We start from the raw sequence: 25,362 nt of genomic DNA, 5'->3' as shown, positions 1-25,362 counted from the left end.
TCGACGCTCTACAGCCCGGAAGGGGCAGGAAACGCGGATTACTCATTACCCCGGGCATGATGAGAAAAATTTTACCTGGCAGGATGCGATCATCACGTTTCCGACCGACTCCGGCGTGCCGCCGTTGTACCTAGTGTTTGCCAAGCCGGCATTGCAACCGCTGGAAGTGGGTACTTATGGATCGTTCGCCGGGAGGCTTCGCAATGGCTTGGAAGCGGACCAAGGCTGAACTTGAGGATGCGCGTGCAAAAATGCACAAAACAAACAAAGATCAGGGGTGGTACTGATGGACGCGATGAGTGTTAGTCGTTTAGTAAAAGGGCTTGGTTTCACTTATAATGAGCTTGTCACTAACGGGGTGACTTCAAACAAGCCTCTAAAACCCTCCATGGAGGGAAATGACAATGAATATCTGATACAACAACCAGAGGCTGGCCTTGAGCTATGGTTTCGGGCAGAAAGTCAAACTCTCGAAAAAATTCTTTTTTCCCTTATAAAAATTCTGGACGGCACATCAGTCTATACCGGAGAGTTGCCATCCCCATTCGCGCACAATATGGATCGTTCCAGTGTTAGAGTTGTTCTTGGCGAGCCCTTTGAGTCGAAAGATCCAATAAAAATACTTCAATCCAAGGGGTTTGGTGGCGGGGACGTCTACCTCTTAGATTGCTCTATACACCCAAATGCTCGTATCGGCTTTCAGTACCGCAAGGACAATATGGTTTGCACCATGGGCTTCTCCCTAAACGTTCAATAGGAGACGCAACCCAGAAAAAGATGGACACAATGATAATTAACCGCTTGATAAAAGGTTTAGGCCAAACCTAAGAATAACTCCTAGTCGACGAAATCATTCCAGAGTTGGCCTTACAATCTCTCCTTAAAAATTGGGAAAAGCTACATTTGATTCAACACCCTGAATCAGGTGTTGAATTCAACTGACTGAGCCTGATCATCTGGCCAAACATCAGGTTCGGTGCCACTCGGCTCGCTACTTTCAGCACATTACTGAGGCCCGGCCGTATTTCCTGTTTGCCGGCCTCGATTCCCCGAATGGTGCGCTTGACCATCAACTGCACATCCATGCCTTTTTCATTGTGCATTTCCTTGGCGAACTCTCCTCTGAACAGCGGTGTTTCAGTCCCGGGTGGCGCAAGCTCCATGACGGTGACCGTGCTGTGCGCAAGCTGGGCCCGCAAGCATTGGGTGTAGGCATGCAAGGCTGCCTTCGACGCACTGTAGACCGGGGCAGCGGGGAAGGGGACGAATGCCAGCCCGGACGATACGTTGACGATCAGGCCCTGGGGTTGCTTGAGCAGAAAGGGCAGGAACTGCTGGATCATCCGCAGCGGGCCGTTCAGATTGATGTCGATTTCTTCGGTCAGGTCTGTCAGCGCTCGCTCTTCGGCCAATCGGATATTGCGCATGACCCCGGCGTTGTTCACCAGGGTATCGAGCGCGGGAAACTGGCGGGTTACCGCAAGGAAAAGTGCGTGAATATCTTCTGGATCGCGCGCATCGCTTTGCATCGTATGCACGGATGGCAGCAATTGCCGCGTCTCATCCAGCCTGGCTTGGTCCCGGCCGGTGACGATAACCGTATTGCCTTTCTCGATAAGCTGGCGTGCCAGCTCAAAGCCTATTCCACTCGAACCACCGGTTATCAGCACTGTTCGTCCGATCAACTTCATCAAGGCACTCCAAATTGTGTTTAACCAGACGCGAGCTTGAGCGATACACTGCGGATAAGAAAGAAGGCACCTGAAAGTACGGTACTTACCTGGCGGAGAGTGTGCGAAGTGAAAGGTATTCCCGGCTTTACCGACGAGCAGATTGCCGCGGCCAGGTTCTATGCGAACCAGACACCGCCGCCGAACCTGGATCCGCGCATTGCGGCATTGGTGACCGAACTGATCGGTCGCGTTGCCGATAAATGGACCATGTTGATTCTTGAAGCCTTGGCCGAAACAGCACCGATGCGGTTCACTCGCTTGAGCGAGCGGGTGACTGGCATCAGCCAGAAAATGCTGACGCAGACACTTCGGGCCATGGAGCGCGACGGGCTGTTGATTCGCACGGTGTACCCCGTTGTTCCGCCGAAAGTTGAGTACAGCCTCACGACCCTGGGCCTGACATTGGGCGCGGCGTTTTGTGGGGTTTGGGTATGGGCGGCGAACAATCTGGAAGAGGTGGAAAAGGCTCGGGTTGATTACGATACGCGATGATTTTTCACCCTCCTTGACCACATAACAAGCATCAATAGCGTCGTGACTGCCGTGAAAAACACAATAAGGCCACTGGTAAGGGCCACATATCTAGACCTGAACGTCAGTGTTTAAACATCGGCAGGCGCTCAAGCATCCAGGTCAGTAATTCCTGAGCAGGCGCTGCCAACGGCCGCCCAGACTTCACCAGCAACTTCGCCTCAACCCCCAGCAACAGGGGATGGTCAATCAAGACTGCCGCCAACTGACCTTTCTCGATTTCCCTATAGGCTGCGAACTCCCCAGCCAACGAGGCGAATTCTCCGCTGGCAACCAATCGCTTGAGTGCTGCCAGTGAGTTACTGACCAGGGTCGGGCGGATCTCGATCTTCTCGGCATATTCGAGCATCTGGATAGCATGCCCTATACCAAACGTTGTCGGCGTCAACACCAACCGACAGCCGAGAATCTCCTCGACACTCACGGTTGTGCCTCGCATCGCCAAAGGATGATCAGGACGGACCAACAGCATAACCGGCTGTGATGAGGTAGCGCGATAGTCGATCTGCGAATGGGGAGGGGGGTTGTAGGCCAATCCGATATGCGCACGGTTTTCGGCGACCTCGTTGAGCACGTCGACGACCGGAAGGATATCCAGCTGGACATCGAGCATGGGGTACTGCTTGCAGAAAGGTGCCAACACGTTGTCCACCAGTGCGTCGACATAACCCTCGCTGATTACCACTCGCACATGCCCTTGTTGCAGACCCTTGATCGCTTGCAACTGGTCTTCAAGTTTCTCCTGGTGCGATCGATAGCCGCGCCAGAACTCCAGCAAGTGCGCCGCCGCCTCGGTGGGTTGAACGCCACGCGCCTGGCGTTCGAACAGTTTGGCGCCGAGCTCCTCTTCCAGCAGTTTGATCTGGCGGGTAATCACCGATGGTGAGGTGTTGATACTGTCCGCGGCCCCCCGAATCGAACCGTGCGTCAGCACTTCGTGAAAGTAGCGAAGCCTCTGTTGATTGATTTCACGCATGAAAGTTACCCGTCAGAAAAGCAGTGTTGCCTATTAAGCAACGTATCGCGAACTTAGTTGCTCTTGCTGGTCATGATGGGCCGGCGCACCATTCCCTGGCAAGCACTCAGACCAACAAAAAGATGTGGAGACTCGTATGCCAACCTCAGCGGCGCCGGCACCCAGTGCCGCCCTTTCTGCCCTCTATCACAAGCTCAACTGGCGGCTGCTGCCGCTGTTGTTTATCGGCTACGTCTTTGCGTACCTGGACCGCATCAATGTCGGCTTTGCCAAGCTGCAGATGCAAAGCGACCTGGGCTTATCAGACGCCGCCTACGGTGCCGGAGCGGGGATTTTCTTCATTGGTTATGTGTTGTTCGAGTTGCCCAGCACCCTGATGCTGCCGCGTATAGGCGCGCGAAAGACCTTCAGCCGTATCTTGGTGATGTGGGGCATCACCTCAGCCTGCATGCTGTTTGCGCGCGACGTGCCGACGTTTTATGCCATGCGTTTTCTGCTAGGCGTGTTTGAAGCCGGATTCGCGCCGGGCCTGATCTATTACCTGTCCCGCTGGTACGGGCCAAACCGCATGGCGCGAGCGATTGCCATCGTGTTTATCGCAGGCCCCATCGGCGGGATTCTCGGCGGCCCGCTGTCTGCCTGGCTGATCACCACGTTCTCAGGCGTGGGCGGCATGGCAGGATGGCAATGGATGTTTTTGATCGAGGGGCTGCCGTGTGTATTCCTCGGCGTGCTTATGTATTTCTTGCTGTCCGACCGGCCAGCCGATGCTTCGTGGTTGACCGCTGCGGATAAAAAATTGCTGGGGACCGAACTGGGAATAACCACCACGAGCAATCATTCGTTCCGGGCGGTGTTGCGTGACTCCAAGGTCTATGTGCTGGCGGCGGCGTACTTCTGCATTATCTTTTCAATCTACGCCATGAGCTTCTGGCTGCCGGCAATCATCAGGTCGTTGGGCGTCGACGATACTCAGCAAGTAGGCTGGTACGCCGCCACTCCTTATCTAGGGGCCGCGCTGGGCATGTACTGGATAGGGCGCCGATCCGACCGGCTGGGCGAACGACGCTATCACTGCGCGGTGCCTGCAATCATCGGCGCCATTGTGCTGATTCTCTACCCGTTCGCGGGCTCCAATCTGGTCCTGTCGGTGGCGATGCTGACCTTGTCGATCAGCATGATGTTCATGGCATACACCGTGCTATGGGCCATGCCGTCCGAGCACATTAAAGGCGACGCCGCTGCAGGCGGTATTGCCTTGATCAACACCATCGGTTTGTCCGGTGGTTTCTGGGGACCCGCCATGATCGGCTGGGCAAAAACCGCCACTGGGAGCTTGACCTCGGGCGTTGTTGCCGTGGGCTGCGTGTTCCTGTGCGCGGCCTTTGTAATCTTGTCGACCAAACCGCGACTCCGCCATGACTCGGCTGGCGAATACAGCGCGAGTTGATCAACTCCCTGAACGTGAAATCAACGAGGAACCTGACATGCTTTTATACCTATCGACCTGGGCCGAGATCGGCAAATTTCTTGAACGCAGCCGCACGATCGTGATTCCGATCGGCTCCAACGAGCAGCACGGTCCAACGGGTCTGCTGGGCACCGACTGGATGTGCCCGGAAATTATCGCGAACCAGGCACAAAAAACCTCAGACATCTTGATCGCACCGACCTTCAACATCGGCATGGCGCAGCACCACATCGGTTTTCCCGGCACCATCTCGTTACGCCCGTCCACGTTCATTGCAGCGATTTGCGACTGGGTGCATTCCCTGGCCGCTCACGGTTTCGAAAAAATCCTGTTTCTCAACGGTCACGGCGGCAACGTGGCGTCGATTGAGGCGGCTTTTTCCGAGCTGTATGCCGAAGCCAGTTTTGCCCGGCGCCCAGCGGGTTTTGCGCTGAAACTGTGCAACTGGTGGGACCTTGAAGGAGTCGGCGATTTAGCCAAAGAGCAGTTCCCCACCGGCCACGGCATTCACGCCACACCGTCCGAAATCGCCGTAACCCAATGGGCCTATCCGGACTCAATCAAAACCGCCGACTACTCGCCCCAAATCGCACCGTGGGGGCCTATCCGCGAAGCATTCGACTTCCGTGCGCGCCATCTCGATGGTCGCATGGGCTCGGATCCGGCGCAGGCAACACCGGGCAAAGGCCATGACCTGGTGATGATGGCCGCCCAAGGCCTGATACGCGAAGTCGAGGCATTCAGCCTCGAGCCGATCCCAGGCTAACCGCCGTTGCAACGTTACCCACGCCCGGTTAATCCGGGCGTTTTTCTGTACAACTCCAGGAGAGAGCGCCATGAGTGAACAAAACATCTACACCCGCTTGAACGACCTCGGTATCACGTTGCCCGCAACCGGCGCACCGGCGGCTGCTCATGATCGACGCTGTTTGAATACTAATGCGGCACAGTGCGGTGATAGAGGAGGGCGAGGGCGTCCATGATCGGCGCTCACGGTTCCTGATTCGCCGCAGGCTTGTGATCTTCCCCGACCAACACCTCGATGCTGTAATCCTTCAACGGAATAACCTTGGGCCGACCGTTTTCATAAATGGCCAACCTGGCGCCCGAAGTCGTTATCAGAAAACCCGACGCGATGACTTTTTCACCCTCCCTGACCACATAACAATGCGTTTTCGCCTGCTCTGAAAGGTCGCAACCCTTGGCAAATATCTCCCGCTCGCGTTTCAGGGTTTGATCGGCACCGTAATTGCCGATGATCGCAGGCAAGATGATAAGAGGAAGGAGGATGACCGGTATCAGCATCAATAGCGTCGTGACGGCCGTGGAAAACACAATGAGGCCACTGGTAAGGGCCACGTATCGGTTCCGTGTGTATTTCTCGACCGTCGATTTTATCCGTGTGCTGGTCTCGAGCTTTTTGATAACAACCAATTCAACGGAGAGCCCGAGAATAGTGGCAATTATGGTGAGCCAGACAAACGGATTACGCATAAACCCAGTCCAGCTCTTGAGCGTCTCGATCAAGGCCACATAGGCGTAAACAAAATAGTCCCGAGCCTCAACCTCGAACAATCCAGGGGGGACGTTCAGGCCACGCAGGTAATCCTGCCAGTAGATCAGTCCGGTGACGTAGGGCGCCGCATAGCCGATGAAGCCAAGAAAAGGCAAAGCGAGTACCCAGGGAAATCGCGCAGCGGTTTTGGTGGCAACGGCAGGTGCAGTTGCATCGATCTTTTCTTCAGCGCTCATTGGAGTCCTTTCGCTACGGTCCATGGATTCATGGGTGTTCCTTGGCAGTGGAGCAATCATATTCGAGCACGGCTGCCGAGTTAAATGGCTTTTTGATATCACTCGCTCGTAGGGTCACAGTTCGGTTGCACCGACTGCATTCCCATACCTATCCATTCACTGTCGTTGCAAATTCAACGACCGGGCTTGGTCGCCCGATCACCTCAATGCGCATCAATCGGCTCGGTGGCCAACCAGATCGCGTCGATGCGAATCACGGGCAAGGCCACTGACAAAGCGAGCGCAGCCCTCGGGATCTGAAGACAGCCACTTTATGGTGATGGTTCGCTCGCCAAACGATAGCTCAATGATTGCTGACGCTTCCGTCTCTTCCTACAGTTCCGGACTGAGAAGCCGCGCTGTGTCGACTGCGGCTTGGAGATCAAGATGACTCGAGGCAAACGACTTCATTAGGAGCGAGCGGGGAAGGGCCCAATCCCATTTCTCTCGGATCATGTTTTCGACATTTTCCAAGATGGGCTCTACATCTGAGATGTCCATTTGACCGACCACACGCAACGCTCGCAACGTGTCCTCCCCATCGAATGCAACTTCCAGAAATAGCCCGGTGTTTTCACACTGAATGCCCACATGCCTGAGCAACAAGGCCAGCGCATCGTTGGTGTAGTCTCCTCGCCAGGTCGCCACGTGGCTTACGCTGGCAGAGCCAACAATCGCCGTGCCACCCAAGCCGAGGGCACGGAAGTTACTCCGAGCCTCCTCCAGTAGACCTTGAGCGTGTTTGTCTAGGAAGGGACAAGATGTGGTTTCCATCAACACGTTTCGCATTTCAAGCCTGACACGATCATCCACCTGCGCACCGAGCCCATCAAACTGAGGCGGCTCGCCACCCCGCGCCGGTGTGACCACGATCACCTTCGCTTCAAGGTCGACATCTTGAACCTGCCAACGTCTCCCGCCGAAGATAATGCGCTGTCCCTTGGTCAGGGGTTTGCTGACGGGCAGCGAGCCAAGTGGTTTACCATCCCGAAGCAAACGAAACTCTTCATCGCTCGTGAAGGCGGTGTAGAACTCATAGTGGTTGATCAACCGTTCCCCGAGCTTGCCTGGCAGCAGAAGTCCTGAGCTGTCCTGGACAATCAATTCCTTCTCACCCATACCCTTGAGCAAAGACAGGAAATCAGGCTTGGTGATGCTCGCAAAACTGCCGCTTGCAATGAGACTTTCCCATAATTGCACGGCCGAAGCACCGCCGAGCTGAGCAATCGAAGACAAGCACTGCTGCACCAGTGTCGAGGCGTGTAGACCTCCCGATCGAGGCGGCTCAAACCATCCATTGGTCAGCAATCGAATCATTGCGATTGTTTGGACGAGCCCCTCTCGCAACTGATCGGAGAGATCCGACTGATCTGTTAGAGGGCGCTCTCGGCAGTACGCCCTCAGCATAGCGGGCTCACCAGGTCGACGCCCCGAGCGGCCAAGCCGTTGCCTGAGACTCGCCACGGAGGGCGGACAGCCGATCTGCGCGACCGTCCTGATGTTACCGATGTCGATACCCAACTCCAGGGTGGTAGTGCATACGGCTGAAGCTGGAGGATCTCCCGCTTTCAACGCCCGTTCGGCATCCTGGCGCAGTTCCTTTGACAAGCTACCGTGGTGCGGCCAGAACTCGTTTGGTACTCCATCGTTCTCGCACAGTGAGCGCAGACGGTCGGCAAACCATTCAACCTCTTGGCGCCTGTTGGGGAAGATCAGGTTGTTATGCCCCCTCAGTACCTTGTACAGGTGACCTGCGATTGCCACTTTCGTACCTGAGGTGTCTTCTTTCTCGGCGCCTTCATCTGTCGACGCATTTCCGTGGTGTTCCGACATCAGCTGCTGCATGGGCTGCTCAATGTACCCACGTACCTGCACCTGAAGCTCTTGGCCAGAGGATTTCGACTCGATGACCGTAATGTCACCGGGGCGAACTGGCCTCAGGAACTTCCGCGCCAGCGACATCTCCCCAAGCGTTGCGGAAAGCCCTACACGAGGCAAGGCCCTGCCTACGACGATTTCAACCCGCTGCATGAGCGATTGCAGTTGCTTCCCGCGCTCACTGCCAATGAATGCATGAAGCTCATCTACGACGATGTAGCGAAGGTTCTGAAAAGCCCCGGGTAAACTCGAGCCTCTATTTACGAAGAGGGCTTCAAGGGACTCCGGAGTGATGAGCAAGATGCCCTCAGGCGATTTCAGAAACCGTTGTTTCTTGCTTGCTGCCACATCACCATGCCAAGCAACGACGGGCAGCTCTAGCCTCTCACATAGCCGGCTAAGCCTGTCCCACTGGTCGTTGATCAGTGCTTTGAGCGGGCTGATATACAGCACCGCGCCGGCGTGCTCACTGTCGTTGAGCAGGTTGGTCAGGATGGGTAGGAATGCGGCCTCTGTTTTACCTGCGGCGGTGGACGCTGCAATGATCACATCACGATCAGCGCCCACCAAAGCCGGTACCGCCCACTCCTGGGCATCACGTAGCGACGTCCACCCCTGCGACCAGACCCACTGCTGAACCTCGGGATGAAGACGCTCGAACGAGGAGGAGTCAGAGCTTGAAGCTGGCGAGCTCATCGTCGGCCTCGACTTCAAGATCTTGTTGCCCACCCTCATCCTTGGACAGCTCCACGGCTCCCAGCAAGTTTCGCCAATCCGCGGTAGGGTTTTGCTCAATTACTGCTAGCAGGTTGATGAAGGCTGTAATGGTCGTGCGCGGCGTCCGGAAGTACGCCTCGCCCAAGCGCTGGTTGCAGTGCGCCATAAAAGCGGGGATAGCTTCGTCCGGCAGTAAGAATTTCTCAGGCTCGCCGTAGGCATAGACATTACGAAGTTTCTGCAGCAGCACGTAGAAGTCTTCAGGGGTCAGGCTGCTGAGCCGAATGACAGGCCCAGAAAGGTCGACCAAGCCGGACTTCGCAAAGCTGTTTTCCGCGAGGCGCGATTGCAGGGCAGGGTAGCTGTAGAGCCCCCGACGAGTATCCATCAAAAACTCTGGTGTGCCACCCAGGACAAAGCCCAGGCCTTCAGCGGAGCCCTGCAACGAATCGTTCAGAATGCGCAGAATCTGTTCGTAGTTGGCGTTGCGGGCCTGGGTGTTCGCCAGTTTGTACAGGTTGACCAATTCATCCAGGCAAACCATCAGTCCGCCGAAGCCGGCCAGCCGCACAAACCGTGAGAGCAATTTCAACTGGTCGTATACAGAAGCATCGTCGACGATCGTACGCACACCCAGTGCAGCCCGAGCATCGGTCTTGGTGGAAAATTCTCCACGCAGCCAACGGATGGCGTCAGCCTTGAGCTGCTCGTTGCCTTCCTCGAAGCCGCGGCAGTAGGCAGCAATGACGTCGGCAAAGTCATACCCGTTGACCATCTCGGTGAGCTCTGCCAGGTACTCACGAATGACCACCTCGCTCTCGACACCTTTGGCCTTGGCTTCCATTTTAGCCTGTGAGATGAATTTCTCGACGATACCCTGGAGCGCACCGCCATCGGGTTTGGTACGCGTGGCCATGTTTTTGGCCAGCTCCGAGTAAAGTGAGCGCGCCTGACCGCCCGAGGCGTGAAGCCGACGGTCTGGATTCAAATCGGCGTGCATGGTGACGAGCTTGCGCTCCATGGCGATGCCGCGCACGAGGTAGAGGAAGAAGGTTTTGCCTGCACCGTACTCGCCAACGACGACACGGAATGCAGAGCCGCCATCCGCGAGACGATCCACATCCTTGAGCAGTGAGTCGAGTTCTCCCGCCCGACCTACCTGGATCAAATGCTGCCCAACACGGGGCACAACACCTGCACGCAGCGATTGAATGACCGCGTCGCGATCCTTGGCTCGTATCTTACTCATAGGGCTAATTCATCCAGAATGTCGGGGTTGATTTCGATAGGGTCATCGCCTTCGGTCACGGGCATGTCGAACAGCTCAAATGCTGTGTCGTTGATCCGTTCCAAGGCGCCATCCAACATCAGTTCCATATCACTGGCCGCGTCTTCCAGCTCGGCACGGCTCCACTCAGGCCGCGAAACCAGAAGTCGGAGAAACGCGGAATGCTCGACGTCTAAGCCGTGTAGGGTAGCAAGCTGTTCGGAGGTACTGCCTTCCTGCAGCTGGGGTGACTCGGACTCCAGGGCGTTAGGTGTTTCAGTGGGCGCTTCCTCACTGAAGACGCTGGCCAGTAACGCCGACACTTCTGCGGTTTCTTGTTGCAGACGAGCAACCTTGTTCATGTCCAGCGCAAAGCCTGAGCCAGCGTTTTCTGATGCCTGAGCCGCTGTGCCCGGTGCGGCAGTCGCAGTTATTGCCTCCACTACATGAGAAGGGCGAACGGCTGCACTATGGAGGTCGCTGTAGACGAACTGCGGATCGAGAGCGAGCGATTTGTACACGCGCTCAAGTAGCTTCACTTCCTGTGGAGTCACCTCACCATCCGCATGAGCCAGGTGTGCCAGGAAGCTAGCAATTTTTCGTTTGGCCTCAAGGGGCAGCGGCTCAAGTTTCTTCTTGAGGCTTGCCAGCGTGGGCGGTTGCTTCAGCTGAATTTGGAGGTGCGCTTTCAGGCGTTTGCGATGCGCGACGCAAAGGTGATCCCATGAGTCAATGTGGCCTGACAGCAACCTTACCTCTTCCAGTGAGGTGTCACCGTCTGCTGCAGCGACTGCACTGGCCAGGTCTAGAGTCACTGCTGCAGCGCTGTAGGCATCGGTAGAGCGAAGAGTGCCTTCGTCAGAGTCCGCGGCAAACAGCGCGATGGTGTCTTCTGCCTTAGGCGTACGGCTGCCAGAAAGGACATCGGGCTCCAATCCGATCCGCTTGCTTTCCAACGCCCGGGCGAGCGCAATCACTTTGTCGCGGGAAAGTGCGCCGGCGGATTTGAATCGACCTGCCAACTCCCCGAAGCTCATGCATATAGTTTCGCCACCGACGCGTTGCTCCAACTGTTCGAGTTCAGCTTTTGCTTCAGCAGGCCAGAGTTCTGTTGGCAACTGCAGGATGGCTTCCAGGCTATCTCCAGCGTCTGGGTTGCGCCCCAGATACCGACTGTAAGCGTCGAGTACGGTGGTGCATTCTTCGACAATAACCTGCAGCTTGTTACGCGTTCCTGAGGTTGCCGCGACGTCGGGGAGGTCGCCTACGGTCGCTGCCGGAATGCTCAGTCCGGAAGAAGCGGGGCGATAGGCAATCTTCAGCTTGGTCTTGTTCTGGGGAAGCGCAATGCCGTTGGGATAGCGTTTTGCAAATTCGTTTTTGAAGAGTACTGCGAATTGCTCAGGGCACCGAGTCACAGGTGTACGCCTGGAAATGTTTGGCTCAGCGAGCGCCCAGGCCAATGCCCAGTGCGAGGGGAGTGGATACTTGTCCACGGCCATCTGGCCCAGCGCAACGCGCAGTGGCATGGGCAGCTCATACCCATCTGCGGCACTGGCAGCGGGCTCACTCATGTAGCTTTGAGGTTGAACAGAACCCGCGTCGATATGGGAGAGGAAGCGGGTAGCGTAGCCGTGGAAAGAATTGTTGTCGCCGTAGAGACCAAGCAAGCGCTCCACCTCGGCCTTGATGGCTGGGATCTCTGCTTTGGCCTGAAGGTCAGTCGTTGCATCGACCAGCGCGCGGCGTTCAAGCCCGTAGAAAAACAGGAACACATAACCTGCATCGGCAGGCTGGCGGCGACCGCCTGCCAACCATTGCAGATACGCTCGCCGCGCCTCGGGCGTGATGCTTCGGTAGCTTGGCCAATAAGGCATCTGCCGCTCGGTGAGACTCATAGGTGAGCGCGCGACTCGAAGCGTGGCATCGATCAAGGACGGTTCAGATTGGCCGAATTGTGTCGCTCGCTCGGTGATGTAGAGCATTCCGCCGGGGATGGCCAGCCCAGCGACGTTCATGGACTCACCTTCAGCCAGCCAACGAACCCCCATGGGCTTGGCACTTGGCATTGGGATGGCATAGCTCTGACTGTCGCTGGACGAACCGACCTGAACGGTATGAAAGTCGCGCTCGCGGGTACTGGTGCTGAACTGGACGGTTACAGTGGGGGAGTTTTTTTGTCGAGAACGCGCAGAGATTTCGGCGGCAATATCATCTTCAGAAACGTAAGGCTTTGCTTGGGTAGCGCGTCTGACAGACCATACCAGTACGCCTATGCCCAAGATAACCCCAAGAGCAATCCACACCTGTTTAGGAATTTGTGCCAAGAGGGCAACGACGAATAACAAGGCGTATAGAGCGATCAGCCCGCCGCCGCTCCCTTTGCGCTTCCGTGGCATATAAGTGTTCCGTACAGTTGGTAATGGCCAAATGGCATTCTTACGGATTTTTCGAGGGTGGCCAAGCTGAAAAGACGAAAGGAGCGCTCGGAAAAATTGCTGAGCAGAATCATGTAGCCGATGGGCAAGGCTATCCATGCCCGGCCTGGGTCGACAGCATGGTAAATAAAACTTGGCGTCTTTGGCGGGTTATACCGCCATCAATTTGAGCTGCACTTATACTTACAACGATGGGGCCGATTGGGGCGATGCACCGGCCCAATAAGGACATGGCCCGTTGAGAGAGTGGACGCCAGACACGGGTTTGTCGAATCAGTGTCTTACAAGGCTCATGAACATTTCTGACATAGCATCTGGTTTAACATAATATACATTATGCGTAGTCATAGATACCCACACACCAGCCACCCCAGGCAGGATTTCAAGCCTGGTCCCCCCTTATGGACAACCACGCTGCGCCCAGCCTCGATGTGCTGTTCATTCGCCCGAGCTTGAACTGGATGCATCTTCATCCGACCCCGAGTCATCGTCATCGAAATCCTGCTCGATCGCATTGTCTGGTTTTTCCCACACCGGGAGTCGGCTCTGCACGGTGCTACGGTTGGTGCAAGACGAACCAAGGTCGGTCAGCGTCCAACGCAACCGTCCGCTCTTTCCCTGGTTCCCGGTCATGACGCTGAGCGTGTCATTCACGGCCTGATCCACAGGAACTACCGTGATCTCAACCTTGCCAGCCCATCTCCAGTTGATCTGACCGATGGCGACCCAGATTCCACCTTTGGGGCGATACATCAGGAACATCGAGTAAAGTTCGTCCGAGCTGGCTGTGGTGAAATATGGCTCCCTCGTTATCCCGCCAGCATGAAACTGTCCACGACGGCCCAGCTTCGACCCTGGGGAGTCTTCGGTCTCCAGATTGATCTGGCCGGCGACCGCCGGTTGTTCGCCATAATCCGTACCACCGCATGTGTGCCTGTAACAAAGCGCCTGGTCCAACGCAGGCTTGTCGTATTCGTAGATTTCGCTTTCACCGGTCGCTGCATTGTTCTTCCGCCGGTTGGCTTCGAATGTCTGCAACATTTTGATTTCCCCGTCGAAAGCAACCGCGGCGCCACCAAAGTTAACCCTGGCTTTGAACGCTATACCGGGTTTCCCGATGCCGTTTCCAAGTTCGAACTGAAGCGTATCCTCGTCTCTGTCGTTAGCTCTTCCTCCCACTGAACTCACGCTCAGCGTGGTTGAGCCGATGATGGCCCGCAGTCTCACATCGGGCTCATGAATCCAGTAGACCAGGGACACCGTTTCAGTCTGGCCGGCGACACGCACATACAAGGTGACGGCCACGCGTCCGCTGTTGCTCCAGTAGAACGACAGCGTCTCTCCACCTGGCTGTGGCGCGCTTTCATGGTCTGCCGGCACGACGGCGGCGTCGTCCCTGGTCTGTCTATAGTCCTTTACGCATACCGGAGAGCCCGCTCTGTCCTGGGGAGAAAAGACAACTTGTACCCGGGAAACGACACCTGCCGTCGAGGAGAATGTCAGGCACTCACCAGCTCCAATCTTTGCATGCTGAACTTCACTGATCGCGATTGCCTGCGAGTCACGCATAATTGACAGAGTCATGGGCACGTCCCTATAGCCAGCAGCAAGATGAGAACATCATTCGCGGGATATGAGGCTAGTAGCGAGTGAGTGCCATTTCAAACAGACTTGCCAGATAACTCAACTAAATGTCTATTTAGTTGAGTTAATTTTGAACGTTCGGATGCTGGATGGCGTTCTTTCCATATCAAGGTGTCAACCGATAAGTGGACTGCACCAGCCCCGAAGGAAAACAGCGGCTGGCTACCAATTTCAGGTCAACATCCTGCTGAAGGCTCCCGAACAATGGCCTGCCCGCCCCGATCAGCACCGGAACGGTGGTAATCACCATATCGGTGACCAATCCATCGCGCAGGAATGATTGCACCAGTTGTCCGCCATCGACATAGACCCGATGCACGCCTTGCTTCGTCAGTTCCTCCAGCAGGTCCCTGGGAGCAAGCCTGGAAAACCGCAGCTTGTCCTTCAGCGACTCAGGCACCGGCGAATCGGCCAGCTGTTCAGACAGCACCACTACGGGCCGGTCGTAGAACCATGTGTCGAACGTCAGCACCTTCTCATAGCTCCCCCTCCCCATCACGATCACATCTTTATCGGCGATGAAATCCGAGTAGCCATGATCCTCGGCCTGATCATCGCGCTGCAAAAGCCAGTCGATGTCACCATCGGGCCGGGCGATGAAACCATCCAGGCTGGTGGCGATGAAAACATGTGCAGTAACCATCAAGTATCCCTCGTTCATACGGTGTAGATCCTTGCATGATCATAAGTCGAACAAGGCTCGAAAAAGCCTTTCTCCGATGTAATAAACCTCTCGGCCAAGTCTTATCTCTGCGACGCCAGCCAGCAAAAACTCGCTGTCGAGGCGTCCTTGCGCGCCCGAATACAATCGTCAAGTAGCTGAATTTAAAGGATTTATATTTAAATTTTGCTCCCCGGAGCCGCACCTGCAACCCGATCCGTTTGCATTACAACTTTGTCATTGTTCTGTTCGTCGGCTGTTTGAGTTGCCTTGTTACCTTGAACTCACTGCCAGACAACAGGCAGCCCACTTCAGACAGAGAGATATCACCATGAAACTGTTCCTGCTTGGCTTCGCCGCCCTCCTCGCCACCGGTTCGGCCTTTGCCTCTACCACCGACGCCGCTCCGGTCATCCATGACAAAACCGGCTTCTACGTCAACCTGGACGTGGCGAAGGTCATCTCCACGACAGACCTCTCGGACCAGTGCGGCGTGATTCCGGCGCGTCTCGATTACCTCGATCATCAAGGTCGGGAACATGTGCTGGACTATCAGGTGCAAGGTCAGTGCTCGAACGAAAACTGATTGGCCGCCTGATGAATATCAGAGAGCAGTTGAGGCGCAATCGTGCCGATGATCGAGCTACACTTGCGCCACCTGCTCAAGGCTATCCGGTCCGCCTTTCATGGATCGGGCACCCGCAAAGAACCTAGGTAATCCCCATGAACATCCTTGTAGTGGAAGACGAGCCCAAGGCGGGCAACTACTTGCTCAATGGCCTGCAAGAGCAAGGGTATTCCGTCAGCCTGGCCCGCGATGGCGTCGATGGGCTGCACCAGGCCCTGGAAACGTCCTTCGATGTCATCGTGCTGGATGTGATGATGCCGAAGATGGACGGCTGGGAAGTCCTGCGCCGCCTGCGCAAGGAAGCCGACACGCCGGTGCTGTTCCTGACCGCGCGGGATGATATCGCCGACCGTATCAAGGGCCTGGAACTGGGGGCCGATGACTATCTGATCAAGCCGTTTTCCTTCGCCGAACTGGTCGCACGCCTGCGTACCCTGACCCGGCGGGGGCCGACTCGCGAAGAAGAGCAACTGCAGATCGACGACCTGCAGATCGATGTGATCAAGCGCCGCGTCACCCGCGCCGGCGTGCGGGTGACACTGACCAACAAGGAATTTGCCCTGCTGCACTTGTTCGCCACGCATGAAGGTCAGGTGCTGTCGCGTTCGTTGATCGCCTCCAGGGTCTGGGACATGAACTTCGACAGCGACACCAACGTGGTGGACGTGGCCGTGCGCCGCCTGCGCCTGAAAATCGACGACCCTTTCCAGGTCAAGCTGATCCACAGTGTGCGTGGCATCGGCTACCGCTTTGATACGCAACCATGAGCCGACGCCATTACTCCCTGACGCTGCGCCTGGCCCTGGTGTTTGTCCTGCTGGCCTTCGCTGTGCTGGCAACCACCGGCGTAGCCCTGTACCGCGAACTCGAGCGCGAACTGATACGCCGCGACGACTCGACCCTGGTCTATCGCATCGACCAGCTGCGCAACTTTCTCAACGACAGCAACACGCTGGAGCTGATCAGGACCAAGCCCGTGCTGTTCCAGAACATGCTGGGCAACCGCGAGTCCGTGCTGATGATCGGCGAATCGGGGCAAGAGCCCCTGCTGGAGGTCAACCCCGCGGATATCGAGATTCCCGACCTCACGCCAGTGACCATCAACCATTCCCTGGCGTTGACCGATGTCCAGCATCTGCCCGGCGTGAACGGCGCGCCCTTCTCCGCCATCTCCGCGAACATTGATTCGGGCAAGCTGAAGGTGACCATTGGCCGGCTGATGACCGAACGCACGGCTGTGCTCGCCAGCTATCGCCTGAGCGTCTACGTGCTGGCCAGCCTCGCGGCGATCGTCCTGGCACTGATCGGCTATGTGGTGGTGCACCGTGGCCTCTTGCCCCTCAGGCGCCTGGCGCATCATGCCCACGGTATCGGCATCGGCAACCTGACCGAACGCCTGGACGGCCAGGGGGCGCCCAAGGAGTTGCTGCCGATGATCGACTCTTTCAACACCATGCTCGAGCGCCTGGCCACGGGCTTTGCGCAGCTGAGCCAGGTGTCCACCGACATGGCCCACGAACTGCGCACGCCGATCAACAACCTGCTGGGTGAAACCCAGGTCGCCATGCAGCAGAACCGCAGCGTCGAACACTACCAGCAGTTGCTCGCCTCCAATGTCGAAGAGCTCGAACGCCTGGCTCGCATGCTCGACAACATGCTGTTCCTCGCGCGTACCGATCCGGGAAGCGCCCGTGATCAGCGCCAGGAACTGAACGCCGCCGACGAACTGGAACGCGTGGCCGATTACTTCGAAGGACTGGCCGCGGACGCCGGTATCACCATCCGCGCCCAAGGCGAAGGCCTGGTCTGGGCCGAGCCGATGCTCTTGCGTCGTGCCCTGGCCAACCTGTGCGCCAATGCGATCAAATACGGTGCCGCCAACTCCGAGCTATTGATCCAGGCCGAACCGTCCGCGGATGGCATCAAGCTACGCGTACGCAACCAGGGGCCAACCATTGCGGCGGAACACCTGCCGAGGCTGTTCGAGCGCTTCTACCGCGTCGATCAGTCACGCGAACGCTCGGCCCAGTCCAATGGCCTTGGGCTGTCGATCGTGGCGACCATCATGCAGTTGCACAGCGGTCACTACAGCGTCACCAGCGAGCATGGCGTGACCTGTTTCGAGCTGTTTTTTCCCAGGCGGGAACAGTGAGCACGTGAGGCCTGCGTCCTTGCCGAGGGCTCTCCCCTCGCCCTTCATGAAACTAAAACCGCGAGCGACAAGTCACTAGCACTACCGAGGTCGATCCCATTCCCGTGACCTCAAGCGATAAAGACAGCCGCCCGTGGTCACACACTCCAATCGACGTAATGATTTCTCCCTGGACGGCCTGAACTTCTTTCTCGCCGATGTCTGCGACGGGCTCGGATCCAACCTGGCGATTTACCTGCTGGCGGTTCAGCCGCCGTCACTCCAAGCCCTGGGTGATCTGGGAAATAAAGCGGCGAATCCACTCGTGCTGCGGCTTTTCCTGCTTGGCGATATCCCAGACCATGAAGCATCTGAACGAGGGCACCGCCAAGGGCACCGGGCACAGGGTCAACGCCATGTGCTGACAGAAGGTCCGGGCGGCGAATGTCGGGATCGTCGCCACCACGTCGCTGCTCAGCAAGGTGGTGAGCGCCCCGGCGAAGTGGGTAAAGGACGCGGTCACCTTGCGCGTGTGCCCCGCTTTCTCGAAAAGATCATCGATAAAACCACGCCGCCCATCGAAGCAGATCCGCACATGCTCGGCGGCAAAGTAGTCCTCCAGGCTCAACGGCTCCGCTTCTCCGGCTCCCGGCCGGTACAGGCAGGAATAGGATGACGAGAACAGCACCTGCGACGAATAGTTCGTGCTGAAATCCTTCGGCTCGCTGCAGATGACCAGGTCCATCGCCGGATCATGCAAGGCGTTTTTCCAGAGCGAACTGTTGGTCTGGTGAAACGCAAAGCGGATACCCAGGCGCTCACGGGAAACCGCCTCCACCAGCCTCGGTGCCAGAAACGCCTCCAGGTCGTCGGACATGGCCAGGTTGAAAACGTAGTGCGACTCCTGGGGCGAGAACGCTGCGTCCGCCCCCAGCAGCGCCGACACCGTGGACAGGGCCTCCGCAATCATCGGTGCGATTTCCAACGCCCTGCGGGTCGGCTGCATGCCGGAGCTTGTCCTTACGAACAATTCGTCCCCGAACTGCTCGCGAAGTCGGCGCAAGGCCGAGCTGACCGCGCCCTGCGTCACATGGAGCACCGCCGAGGCCCGCGTCGCGCTGCGCTCCGTCATCAGACAATGGAATGTCAGCAGCAGATTCAGATCGGTGCGCGAGATATTACGTACGTTAATCCTGCTCATATTTTCTAATCGTTTGCCCCAGGTACCGAGCCATTTCTAGGATGCCGCCACAAGAACACAAAACCAACCCGAGGGGCAGCCTTATGAGCGTGGCACAGGATTCACTAAAAAGGGGATTTACCCCTTCCCGGACAGCGCATGTCGACATGCGCAAAAGAGCCGTCGCGGTGGGCATCGGCAATTTCATGGAGTGGTTCGACTTCGCGATCTACGGTTACTTCGCCGTGGTGATCGGCGCGCTGTTCTTTCCGTCCGCGGTTGCCGGTGTGTCACTGCTGTCGTCGCTGGCCGTGTTTGCCGTCGGTTTTCTCTCGCGGCCCCTCGGCGCCCTGGTCCTGGGGCCCCTGGGCGACAGGCTCGGTCGGCGGGCGGTACTGATCGTGACCGTTTTCGGCATGGGTGTCTGCACCACGCTGATCGGCTTGCTGCTGCCCTATGACGCCATCGGCATAGCCGCCCCTATCCTGCTGATCGCCCTGCGCTTCATCCAGGGGATGATGGTTGGCGGCGAATGGTCAAGCGCGGGGATCTACATCGTCGAGAGCGCCGCGCCCGATCGCAGGGCCACCGCGGCCAGCGTTATCACCGGCACCGCCGGGCTCGCCTTTCTGTCCGGTACTTTCACCGCCGCCTTGCTGTCCTCGGGACTGAGCGATGATCAGTTGGCCGCGTGGGGATGGCGGATTCCTTTTGTCGCCTCTATCGTCATGACCGGCGTGGCCATCTTCATCAGGCGCAAGCTCGGCGATACCCCGGTCTACGAAGAGCTGGTGAAACAGCGTGAGTCCATGACCCTGGCCGCGCCCCTGCCAGCCGCCAAACGCCGGGCATTCATCACCACCTTCGCGTTCTCGGCGCTGTTCGGGGTGTCGCTCTACTACTTCATCACCTACGCAAACAATCACCTGGTCACCGCAGTGGGTTTGCCCAAGAGCAAAGCGCTGTGGCTATGCAGCATTGCGCTGGTGGTCTACTGCATCGTCAACCCGCTCATCGGACGCTTGAGCGACGCAATCGGTCGTCGCCCATTGTTGCTGTTCGCGGCAGCCGCGCTGACCGTCATGGCCTATCCGATTTTCTGGATGCTCAACAGCGGCAACACCGCCCTGATTATCGTCGCCCTGCTCATCTTCGGCGTGCTGGTCGCCATTACCGCCGTCATGGATGTGGTGCTTCTGGTGGAGGTATTCCCGGCATCGATTCGATCCACCGGCGCCGCATTGGGCCATAACCTCGCGCTGGCCACGTTGGCGGGCCCCGGGCCGTTCATTGCCGCCGCGCTGATCAAGGCCACCGGCGATACCAGTATCCCGGCACTGTACCTGGCCGTGGTGTCTGCCATCTGCTTCGTGGTGTTGCTGGTCATTCTTCCGGAAACCAAAGACAACAATATTTCCCAGTACTAAGGAGCGCATATGACTCGTGTAGCGGTAATTCAGGCCTCTTCCATTCCTTTCGCCCCGGTGGCCAGCATCGAGAAGGCTTGCGACATATTGCATCGCGTGGCCAGACAGGGCGCGCAACTGGCGGTGTTTCCCGAGGCGTTTATCGGTGGTTACCCCAAGGGACAAAGCTTTGGCAGCGTCGTAGGTAACCGCAGTTCCGTCGGCAGGGATCTGTACAACGAGTATTTCGAGGGTGCGGTGGCGCTGGACGGGCCAGAGCTGGCGGTGCTGTCGAACTGCGCCGATGAATTGAACATCATCGTGGTCATGGGCATCATCGAGCGCTATGGACGGACGCTCTATTGCACCGCGGTCACCTTCGTCCCCGGCAAAGGCATCGCCGGCTATCACCGTAAACTGATGCCCACGGGCCAGGAAAGAATCATCTGGGGCTTTGGCGACGGCTCGACCATCGAGGCGATCACCACCGACATCGGCACCCTCGGCAGTGTGATCTGCTGGGAAAACTACATGCCCGCCTTCCGCCAGGCCATGTACGCCCAAGGTGTGCAGCTTTACTGCGCGCCGACCGCCGATGACCGCAAGAGTTGGGCCAGTTCGATGACTCACATCGCGCTCGAAGGCAGGACTTTTGTCCTGGCTGCGTGCCAGGCCATCAAGCTGGAGGAGTACCCGCAAAGCTATCAGGAGGCTTTCGACCTGGACGTCAATCCCGGCGACTACATCATGCATGGCGGCAGCATGATCGTCAGCCCGATGGGTGAGGTACTGGCCGGCCCCGTGCATGATTGCGAAACGGAAATCTATGCCGACATCGACCTGTCGACACTCAACAAGTCCAACCTGGATTTCGACGCCTGCGGGCACTATTCGCGCCCGGATGTCTTTGAAGTGAACGTGAACACCCGGGCGATGAAACCCGTGAACTTCAACTAGGGGCGCGAGGCCCGCCCTTGATCGGTAGCCCCGGGCATTTTCCCGGCAATAAAAACCGGCTTGATCAGCCGGTTTCTTATCAGGTATTGGCAGAGTGACTGTCACCGACATGTGTCAGCAACAACGGGTCTGCCCCTTCCCTCCTCCGTATCGCGCCTCCTGGCGCTCGCGGAAAAACGCCTCGTAGCTCATCAGCGGTTTGTCCGGATGCTTGTTCTGCATATGCTCGACGTAGGTGTCATAGTCCGGCATGCCGACCATCAGTCGCGCAGCCTGGCCGAGGTATTTGCCGAGACGGCTCAGGTCATTGAACATGGCCGCACTCCTCTTTCAAGCACGCCGTCACAGCGCATCAGGCAGCGCCTGGAACGGGGCTTCCTTATCCGTACGTTCCTTGGTGCCCCAGGCGGCAATGCCGACCTTGAGGGCAAAGAACAGGATGCTGAACACCACCAGCAGGAACAGCGCCGTCAGCGTGGCGTTGGTGTAGGCGTTGTAGATCACGTGCTGCATCTGCGTGATGTCCTTGGCCGGGGCAATCACTTGCCCGGCGTCCAGCGCGACACTGTATTTCTTCGCCAGGGCGAGGAAACCGATGGCCGGGCTCGGATCGAACAGTTTGATAAAGCCCGCGGTGGTGGTGCAGATCAGCAACCAGATGGCCGGCAGCATGGTGACCCAGACGTAGCGCTGGCGCTTCATCTTGATCAGCACGACAGTCGCCAGCATCAGGGCAATCCCGGCCAGCATCTGGTTGGAGATGCCGAACAGCGGCCACAGGGTGTTGATGCCACCCAATGGATCGATCACACCCTGGTACAACAGGTAACCCCACATGGCCACGCAACCGGCCGTGGCGATCAGGTTGGCGGTCCAGGATTCGGTGCGCTTGAGCGACGGCACGAAGGAACCCAGCAGGTCCTGCAGCATGAACCGACCGGCACGGGTGCCCGCATCCACCGCCGTCAGGATAAACAGCGCTTCGAACAGGATCGCGAAGTGGTACCAGAACGCCATGGTGTTTTCACCCGGCAGGACATGGTGGAGGATCTGCGCGATACCGACCGCCAGGGTCGGCGCGCCGCCGGCACGGGCGAGGATGGTGGTTTCACCGATGTCCTTGGCCACCGCCTGGAGCGCGTCCGGGGTAATGGCAAAGCCCCAACTGCTGACGGTCTGGGCAACCGAGACCGCATCGCTGCCGACCAGGGCGGCCGGGCTGTTCATGGCGAAATACACGCCCGGCTCGATCACCGAGGCGGCAACGATCGCCATGATCGCCACGAAGGACTCGGTCAGCATGCCGCCGTAGCCGATATAACGGGCATGGCCTTCACTGGCCAGCAGCTTGGGCGTGGTGCCGGAGGCAATCAACGCATGGAAACCGGAGACGGCGCCACAGGCGATGGTGATGAACAGGAACGGGAACAGGCCGCCTTTCCACACCGGGCCGGTGCCGTCGGTGAACTGGGTCAGCGCGGGCATTTTCAGCTCGGGCATGGTGATCAGGATGCCGATCGCCAGGGCCACGATGGTGCCGATCTTGAGGAAGGTCGACAGATAGTCCCGGGGTGCGAGGATCAGCCACACGGGCAGGACAGCGGCGACGAAACCGTAGCCGATCAGCATCCAGGTGATCTGGATACCGGTGAAGGTAAACACCTTGGCCCAGGCCGGGTCGGCCGCGATCAGCCCGCCGACCCAGATCGAGCCGAGCAGCAAGGCCACGCCGACCAGGGAGATTTCACCGATACGGCCCGGGCGGATATAACGCATGTAGACGCCCATGAACATCGCGATCGGGATCGTCGCCATCACCGTGAAGGTGCCCCAAGGGCTCTCGGCCAGGGCCTTGACCACGATCAGCGCCAGCACCGCGAGGATGATGATCATGATCAGGAAGCAGCCGAATAGCGCGATGGTCCCGGGAATGCGGCCCATTTCCTCACGGACCATATCGCCCAGGGAGCGACCGTTGCGTCGGGTGGACATGAACAGCACCATGAAGTCCTGGACCGCACCGGCCAGCACCACGCCGGCAATCAGCCAGAGCGTGCCGGGCAGGTAGCCCATCTGTGCCGCCAGCACCGGGCCGACCAGCGGGCCAGCGCCGGCGATGGCCGCGAAGTGGTGACCGAAGAGTACGTGTTTGTTGGTCGGGACAAAGTCCAGGCCGTCGTTGTTGAGCACGGCGGGCGTGGCCCGATGGACATCGAGTTGCATCACCTTGTTGGCGATGAACAGGCTGTAGTAACGGTATGCGACGAGGTAGATAGCGACTGCGGCGACTACGATCCAGAGGGCGTTGATGGCTTCGCCGCGGCGCAGGGCCACGACACTCAGCGCAAACGCTCCCAGGACAGCCACGGCAAACCAGGCGAGGTGTTTAGCCAGACGGGTCATTGCGTGTCTCCTGCCGACAGTCGGTGACTGCGGCGGTAATTTTTTATAATTGTGTCCGCGGTGCGGAGCTGGCCCAATATCCGCGTGTGCCGTCCACAAATAAATCCGCAGGACTACGTACGCACGCTCTACGTAGTACTACTTAGGAACCTATATGCAGCTCAAACACAAAATCGTCGCCCTCGGGATTTTGCCGCTGGTGTTGGCGATCGCCGTTATCTGCGGGCTGGTGATTTCCCTGAACCGGCAACTGGGCGACCAGCAGGCGCAACTGATCGAAGACAGCATCCTGGCCAGCAAGCGCGCCGAGTTGAAGAACTACGTCGCGATGGCGCAAAGCCTGATCGCGCCGATGTACGACAACGGCAAGGGCGACGCGCAGGCACAGCAGCAGGTGCTCGAAGAGCTGCGCAAGCTCAGCTTCGGCATCAACGGCTACTTCTTCGTCTACGACCACGAGGGCCGCAGCCTGATGCACGCGCGACAGTCGGAACTGGTGGGCCAATACCTCTGGGACATGAAGGATCCCCACGGCCTGCCGGTGATCCAGGCGTTGCTCAAGAGCGCGGAATCGGGAGAAGGCTTTCAGCGCTACGCCTGGAACAAGCCCTCCTCCGGCCAGGTCACCGACAAGCTGGCCTATGTGGTGATGCTCGATCGCTGGGGCTGGATGCTCGGCACCGGGATCTACCTGGAGGACGTCGAGCGCGCGACCCAGCAGGCCCGCGACGAGGTGGCCCAGGGTATTCGCACGACCATGCTGGCGATCGCCGCGGTGGCACTGGTGGCGGTGCTGATTGTCTTCGCCGGCGGCATGACGCTGAACGTCAGCGAACATCGCCTGGCCGACAAGAAGCTGCAACGCCTGACCCAGCGCATCGTCAGCTTGCAGGAGGAAGAGCGCTCGCGGGTTTCCCGCGAACTCCACGACGGCATCAGTCAGTTGCTGGTGTCGATCAAGTTCAAGTTCGAGCTGGCCAGCCATGTGCTCGACCGGCAGGAGCACGCCAAGGGCCTGGGTATCCTGAAAGAAGCCACCGAGCGCCTGGGTGAAGCCATTGGCGAGGTGCGCAGCCTGTCCCATGACCTGCGTTCGTCGTTGCTCGACACCCTCGGCCTGTCGGCGGCCATCGGCCAGCTCGCGGCGGAATTCGAGCAGCGCAGCGGGCTGCGGGTGAACTACAACGACAATGAATTCGACTGCCACCTGGTCGATGGCGCGGCCGTTTCGCTGTTTCGCATCGTGCAGGAAGGCCTGACCAATATCGAACGACATGCCCAGGCGAGGAACGTTTCGATTACCCTGCACGGGTCCGAGGAGTCCATACGCCTGACCATGGTCGATGACGGCGTCGGTTTCAACGTCGCCCAGGTCGAGCGCAGCCAGGCCGGTATCGGCTTGCGTAATATGCGTGAACGCGTCGAACATTTCGGCGGCCGCTTCGATCTGGTCTCGGTGCCCGGACGCAGCGAGCTGGATGTGCTGCTGCCGATGAAGATGCCGGGCACGGAACGCTGAGCCCCCATGACAACGAGAGTGAATAGCTGCG

General features: G+C 58.1%; 22 protein-coding genes. 11 read left to right on the top strand and 11 right to left on the bottom strand.

Features of this window, described 5'->3' with window-relative positions; genetic code table 11:
• Nucleotides 1–229, top strand: a 229-nt coding sequence (locus tag HX851_RS24100) for an S-type pyocin domain-containing protein (RefSeq protein WP_177066069.1), incomplete at its 5' end; no start/stop codon positions are given.
• A gap of 57 nt (nucleotides 230–286) precedes the next feature.
• Nucleotides 287–757: a DUF6392 family protein gene (locus tag HX851_RS24095; RefSeq protein ID WP_177056914.1), complete on the top strand. Its 471-nt coding sequence runs from the start codon at nucleotides 287–289 to the stop codon at nucleotides 755–757.
• 151 nt (nucleotides 758–908) lie between these two features.
• On the opposite strand, the gene HX851_RS24090 is transcribed toward HX851_RS24095, so the two are convergent.
• Complete coding sequence (locus tag HX851_RS24090; RefSeq protein WP_177066067.1) at nucleotides 909–1,691, bottom strand: SDR family oxidoreductase; 783 nt, start codon at nucleotides 1,689–1,691, stop codon at nucleotides 909–911.
• Between the two features lie 108 nt (nucleotides 1,692–1,799).
• Between HX851_RS24090 and HX851_RS24085 the strand changes: the two genes are divergently transcribed.
• A complete protein-coding gene (locus tag HX851_RS24085; RefSeq protein ID WP_177066066.1) occupies nucleotides 1,800–2,225 on the top strand; it encodes a winged helix-turn-helix transcriptional regulator in 426 nt (141 codons plus the stop codon).
• A gap of 103 nt (nucleotides 2,226–2,328) precedes the next feature.
• Here the strand turns inward: HX851_RS24085 and HX851_RS24080 are convergent, their stop codons facing one another.
• The gene (locus tag HX851_RS24080; RefSeq protein ID WP_177066065.1) at nucleotides 2,329–3,240 is read right to left on the bottom strand and encodes a LysR family transcriptional regulator; all 912 of its coding nucleotides are present in this window, start codon (nucleotides 3,238–3,240) and stop codon (nucleotides 2,329–2,331) included.
• A 136-nt stretch (nucleotides 3,241–3,376) separates the two neighbouring features.
• Between HX851_RS24080 and HX851_RS24075 the strand changes: the two genes are divergently transcribed.
• Nucleotides 3,377–4,690 (top strand): MFS transporter, encoded by a 1,314-nt coding sequence (locus tag HX851_RS24075; protein WP_177066064.1) that lies wholly within the window; start codon nucleotides 3,377–3,379, stop codon nucleotides 4,688–4,690.
• A gap of 37 nt (nucleotides 4,691–4,727) precedes the next feature.
• Nucleotides 4,728–5,477: a creatininase family protein gene (locus HX851_RS24070; protein WP_177066063.1), complete on the top strand. Its 750-nt coding sequence runs from the start codon at nucleotides 4,728–4,730 to the stop codon at nucleotides 5,475–5,477.
• A 224-nt stretch (nucleotides 5,478–5,701) separates the two neighbouring features.
• Here the strand turns inward: HX851_RS24070 and HX851_RS24065 are convergent, their stop codons facing one another.
• From HX851_RS24065 to HX851_RS24040, 6 genes are all read right to left on the bottom strand, one after another.
• The gene (locus HX851_RS24065) at nucleotides 5,702–6,463 is read right to left on the bottom strand and encodes a hypothetical protein (RefSeq protein ID WP_177066062.1); all 762 of its coding nucleotides are present in this window, start codon (nucleotides 6,461–6,463) and stop codon (nucleotides 5,702–5,704) included.
• Nucleotides 6,464–6,835: 372 nt separating this feature from the next.
• Nucleotides 6,836–9,076, bottom strand: a complete 2,241-nt coding sequence (locus HX851_RS24060) for a DEAD/DEAH box helicase (RefSeq protein WP_177066061.1) — start codon at nucleotides 9,074–9,076, stop codon at nucleotides 6,836–6,838.
• The gene (locus HX851_RS24055; RefSeq protein WP_177066060.1) at nucleotides 9,051–10,346 is read right to left on the bottom strand and encodes an ATP-binding protein; all 1,296 of its coding nucleotides are present in this window, start codon (nucleotides 10,344–10,346) and stop codon (nucleotides 9,051–9,053) included. Before HX851_RS24055 ends, HX851_RS24060 begins: the two co-directional genes overlap by 26 nt.
• Entirely contained in the window at nucleotides 10,343–12,763 is a 2,421-nt protein-coding gene (locus tag HX851_RS24050; protein WP_177066076.1) for a tellurite resistance TerB family protein, read from the bottom strand. Before HX851_RS24050 ends, HX851_RS24055 begins: the two co-directional genes overlap by 4 nt.
• Nucleotides 12,764–13,240: 477 nt before the next feature.
• The gene (locus HX851_RS24045; protein ID WP_177066059.1) at nucleotides 13,241–14,386 is read right to left on the bottom strand and encodes a hypothetical protein; all 1,146 of its coding nucleotides are present in this window, start codon (nucleotides 14,384–14,386) and stop codon (nucleotides 13,241–13,243) included.
• A 166-nt stretch (nucleotides 14,387–14,552) separates the two neighbouring features.
• Entirely contained in the window at nucleotides 14,553–15,089 is a 537-nt protein-coding gene (locus HX851_RS24040) for a dihydrofolate reductase family protein (RefSeq protein WP_177057183.1), read from the bottom strand.
• Nucleotides 15,090–15,438: 349 nt separating this feature from the next.
• On the opposite strand from HX851_RS24040, the gene HX851_RS24035 reads away from it, so the two are divergent.
• From HX851_RS24035 to HX851_RS24025, 3 genes are all read left to right on the top strand, one after another.
• On the top strand, nucleotides 15,439–15,693 hold the full coding sequence (locus tag HX851_RS24035) for a DUF2790 domain-containing protein (protein WP_177066058.1): 255 nt from the start codon (nucleotides 15,439–15,441) through the stop codon (nucleotides 15,691–15,693).
• 137 nt (nucleotides 15,694–15,830) lie between these two features.
• Nucleotides 15,831–16,502, top strand: a complete 672-nt coding sequence (locus HX851_RS24030) for a heavy metal response regulator transcription factor (protein ID WP_017126449.1) — start codon at nucleotides 15,831–15,833, stop codon at nucleotides 16,500–16,502.
• Nucleotides 16,499–17,887 carry a heavy metal sensor histidine kinase gene (locus tag HX851_RS24025; protein ID WP_177066057.1) on the top strand — a complete coding sequence of 463 codons (1,389 nt, stop codon included), beginning with the start codon at nucleotides 16,499–16,501 and terminating at the stop codon, nucleotides 17,885–17,887. The genes HX851_RS24030 and HX851_RS24025 overlap by 4 nt, the downstream gene beginning before the upstream one ends.
• Before the next feature lie 256 nt (nucleotides 17,888–18,143).
• Here the strand turns inward: HX851_RS24025 and HX851_RS24020 are convergent, their stop codons facing one another.
• Nucleotides 18,144–19,067, bottom strand: a complete 924-nt coding sequence (locus HX851_RS24020) for a LysR family transcriptional regulator (RefSeq protein WP_177056921.1) — start codon at nucleotides 19,065–19,067, stop codon at nucleotides 18,144–18,146.
• A 146-nt stretch (nucleotides 19,068–19,213) separates the two neighbouring features.
• Here HX851_RS24020 and HX851_RS24015 point away from each other — a divergent pair, with 146 nt between their 5' ends.
• Both HX851_RS24015 and HX851_RS24010 read left to right on the top strand, forming a co-directional pair.
• On the top strand, nucleotides 19,214–20,473 hold the full coding sequence (locus HX851_RS24015; RefSeq protein ID WP_256262832.1) for an MFS transporter: 1,260 nt from the start codon (nucleotides 19,214–19,216) through the stop codon (nucleotides 20,471–20,473).
• A gap of 9 nt (nucleotides 20,474–20,482) precedes the next feature.
• Nucleotides 20,483–21,409 carry a carbon-nitrogen hydrolase family protein gene (locus HX851_RS24010; protein ID WP_177066055.1) on the top strand — a complete coding sequence of 309 codons (927 nt, stop codon included), beginning with the start codon at nucleotides 20,483–20,485 and terminating at the stop codon, nucleotides 21,407–21,409.
• A 114-nt stretch (nucleotides 21,410–21,523) separates the two neighbouring features.
• Here HX851_RS24010 and HX851_RS24005 read toward each other — a convergent pair whose 3' ends face one another.
• Nucleotides 21,524–21,724, bottom strand: coding sequence for a YbdD/YjiX family protein (locus HX851_RS24005; RefSeq protein WP_177056924.1), 201 nt, complete (start codon nucleotides 21,722–21,724; stop codon nucleotides 21,524–21,526).
• A 27-nt stretch (nucleotides 21,725–21,751) separates the two neighbouring features.
• Nucleotides 21,752–23,812, bottom strand: a complete 2,061-nt coding sequence (locus tag HX851_RS24000) for a carbon starvation CstA family protein (protein ID WP_177066054.1) — start codon at nucleotides 23,810–23,812, stop codon at nucleotides 21,752–21,754.
• A 154-nt stretch (nucleotides 23,813–23,966) separates the two neighbouring features.
• Here HX851_RS24000 and HX851_RS23995 point away from each other — a divergent pair, with 154 nt between their 5' ends.
• Nucleotides 23,967–25,331, top strand: coding sequence for a cache domain-containing protein (locus HX851_RS23995; protein ID WP_177056926.1), 1,365 nt, complete (start codon nucleotides 23,967–23,969; stop codon nucleotides 25,329–25,331).
• Nucleotides 25,332–25,362 lie beyond the last annotated feature (31 nt).

It is taken from the genome of Pseudomonas gingeri (genome assembly GCF_013385635.1).
Lineage (GTDB): Bacteria > Pseudomonadota > Gammaproteobacteria > Pseudomonadales > Pseudomonadaceae > Aquipseudomonas > Aquipseudomonas gingeri_A.
This window is presented reverse-complemented; position numbering and strand designations above follow the sequence as displayed.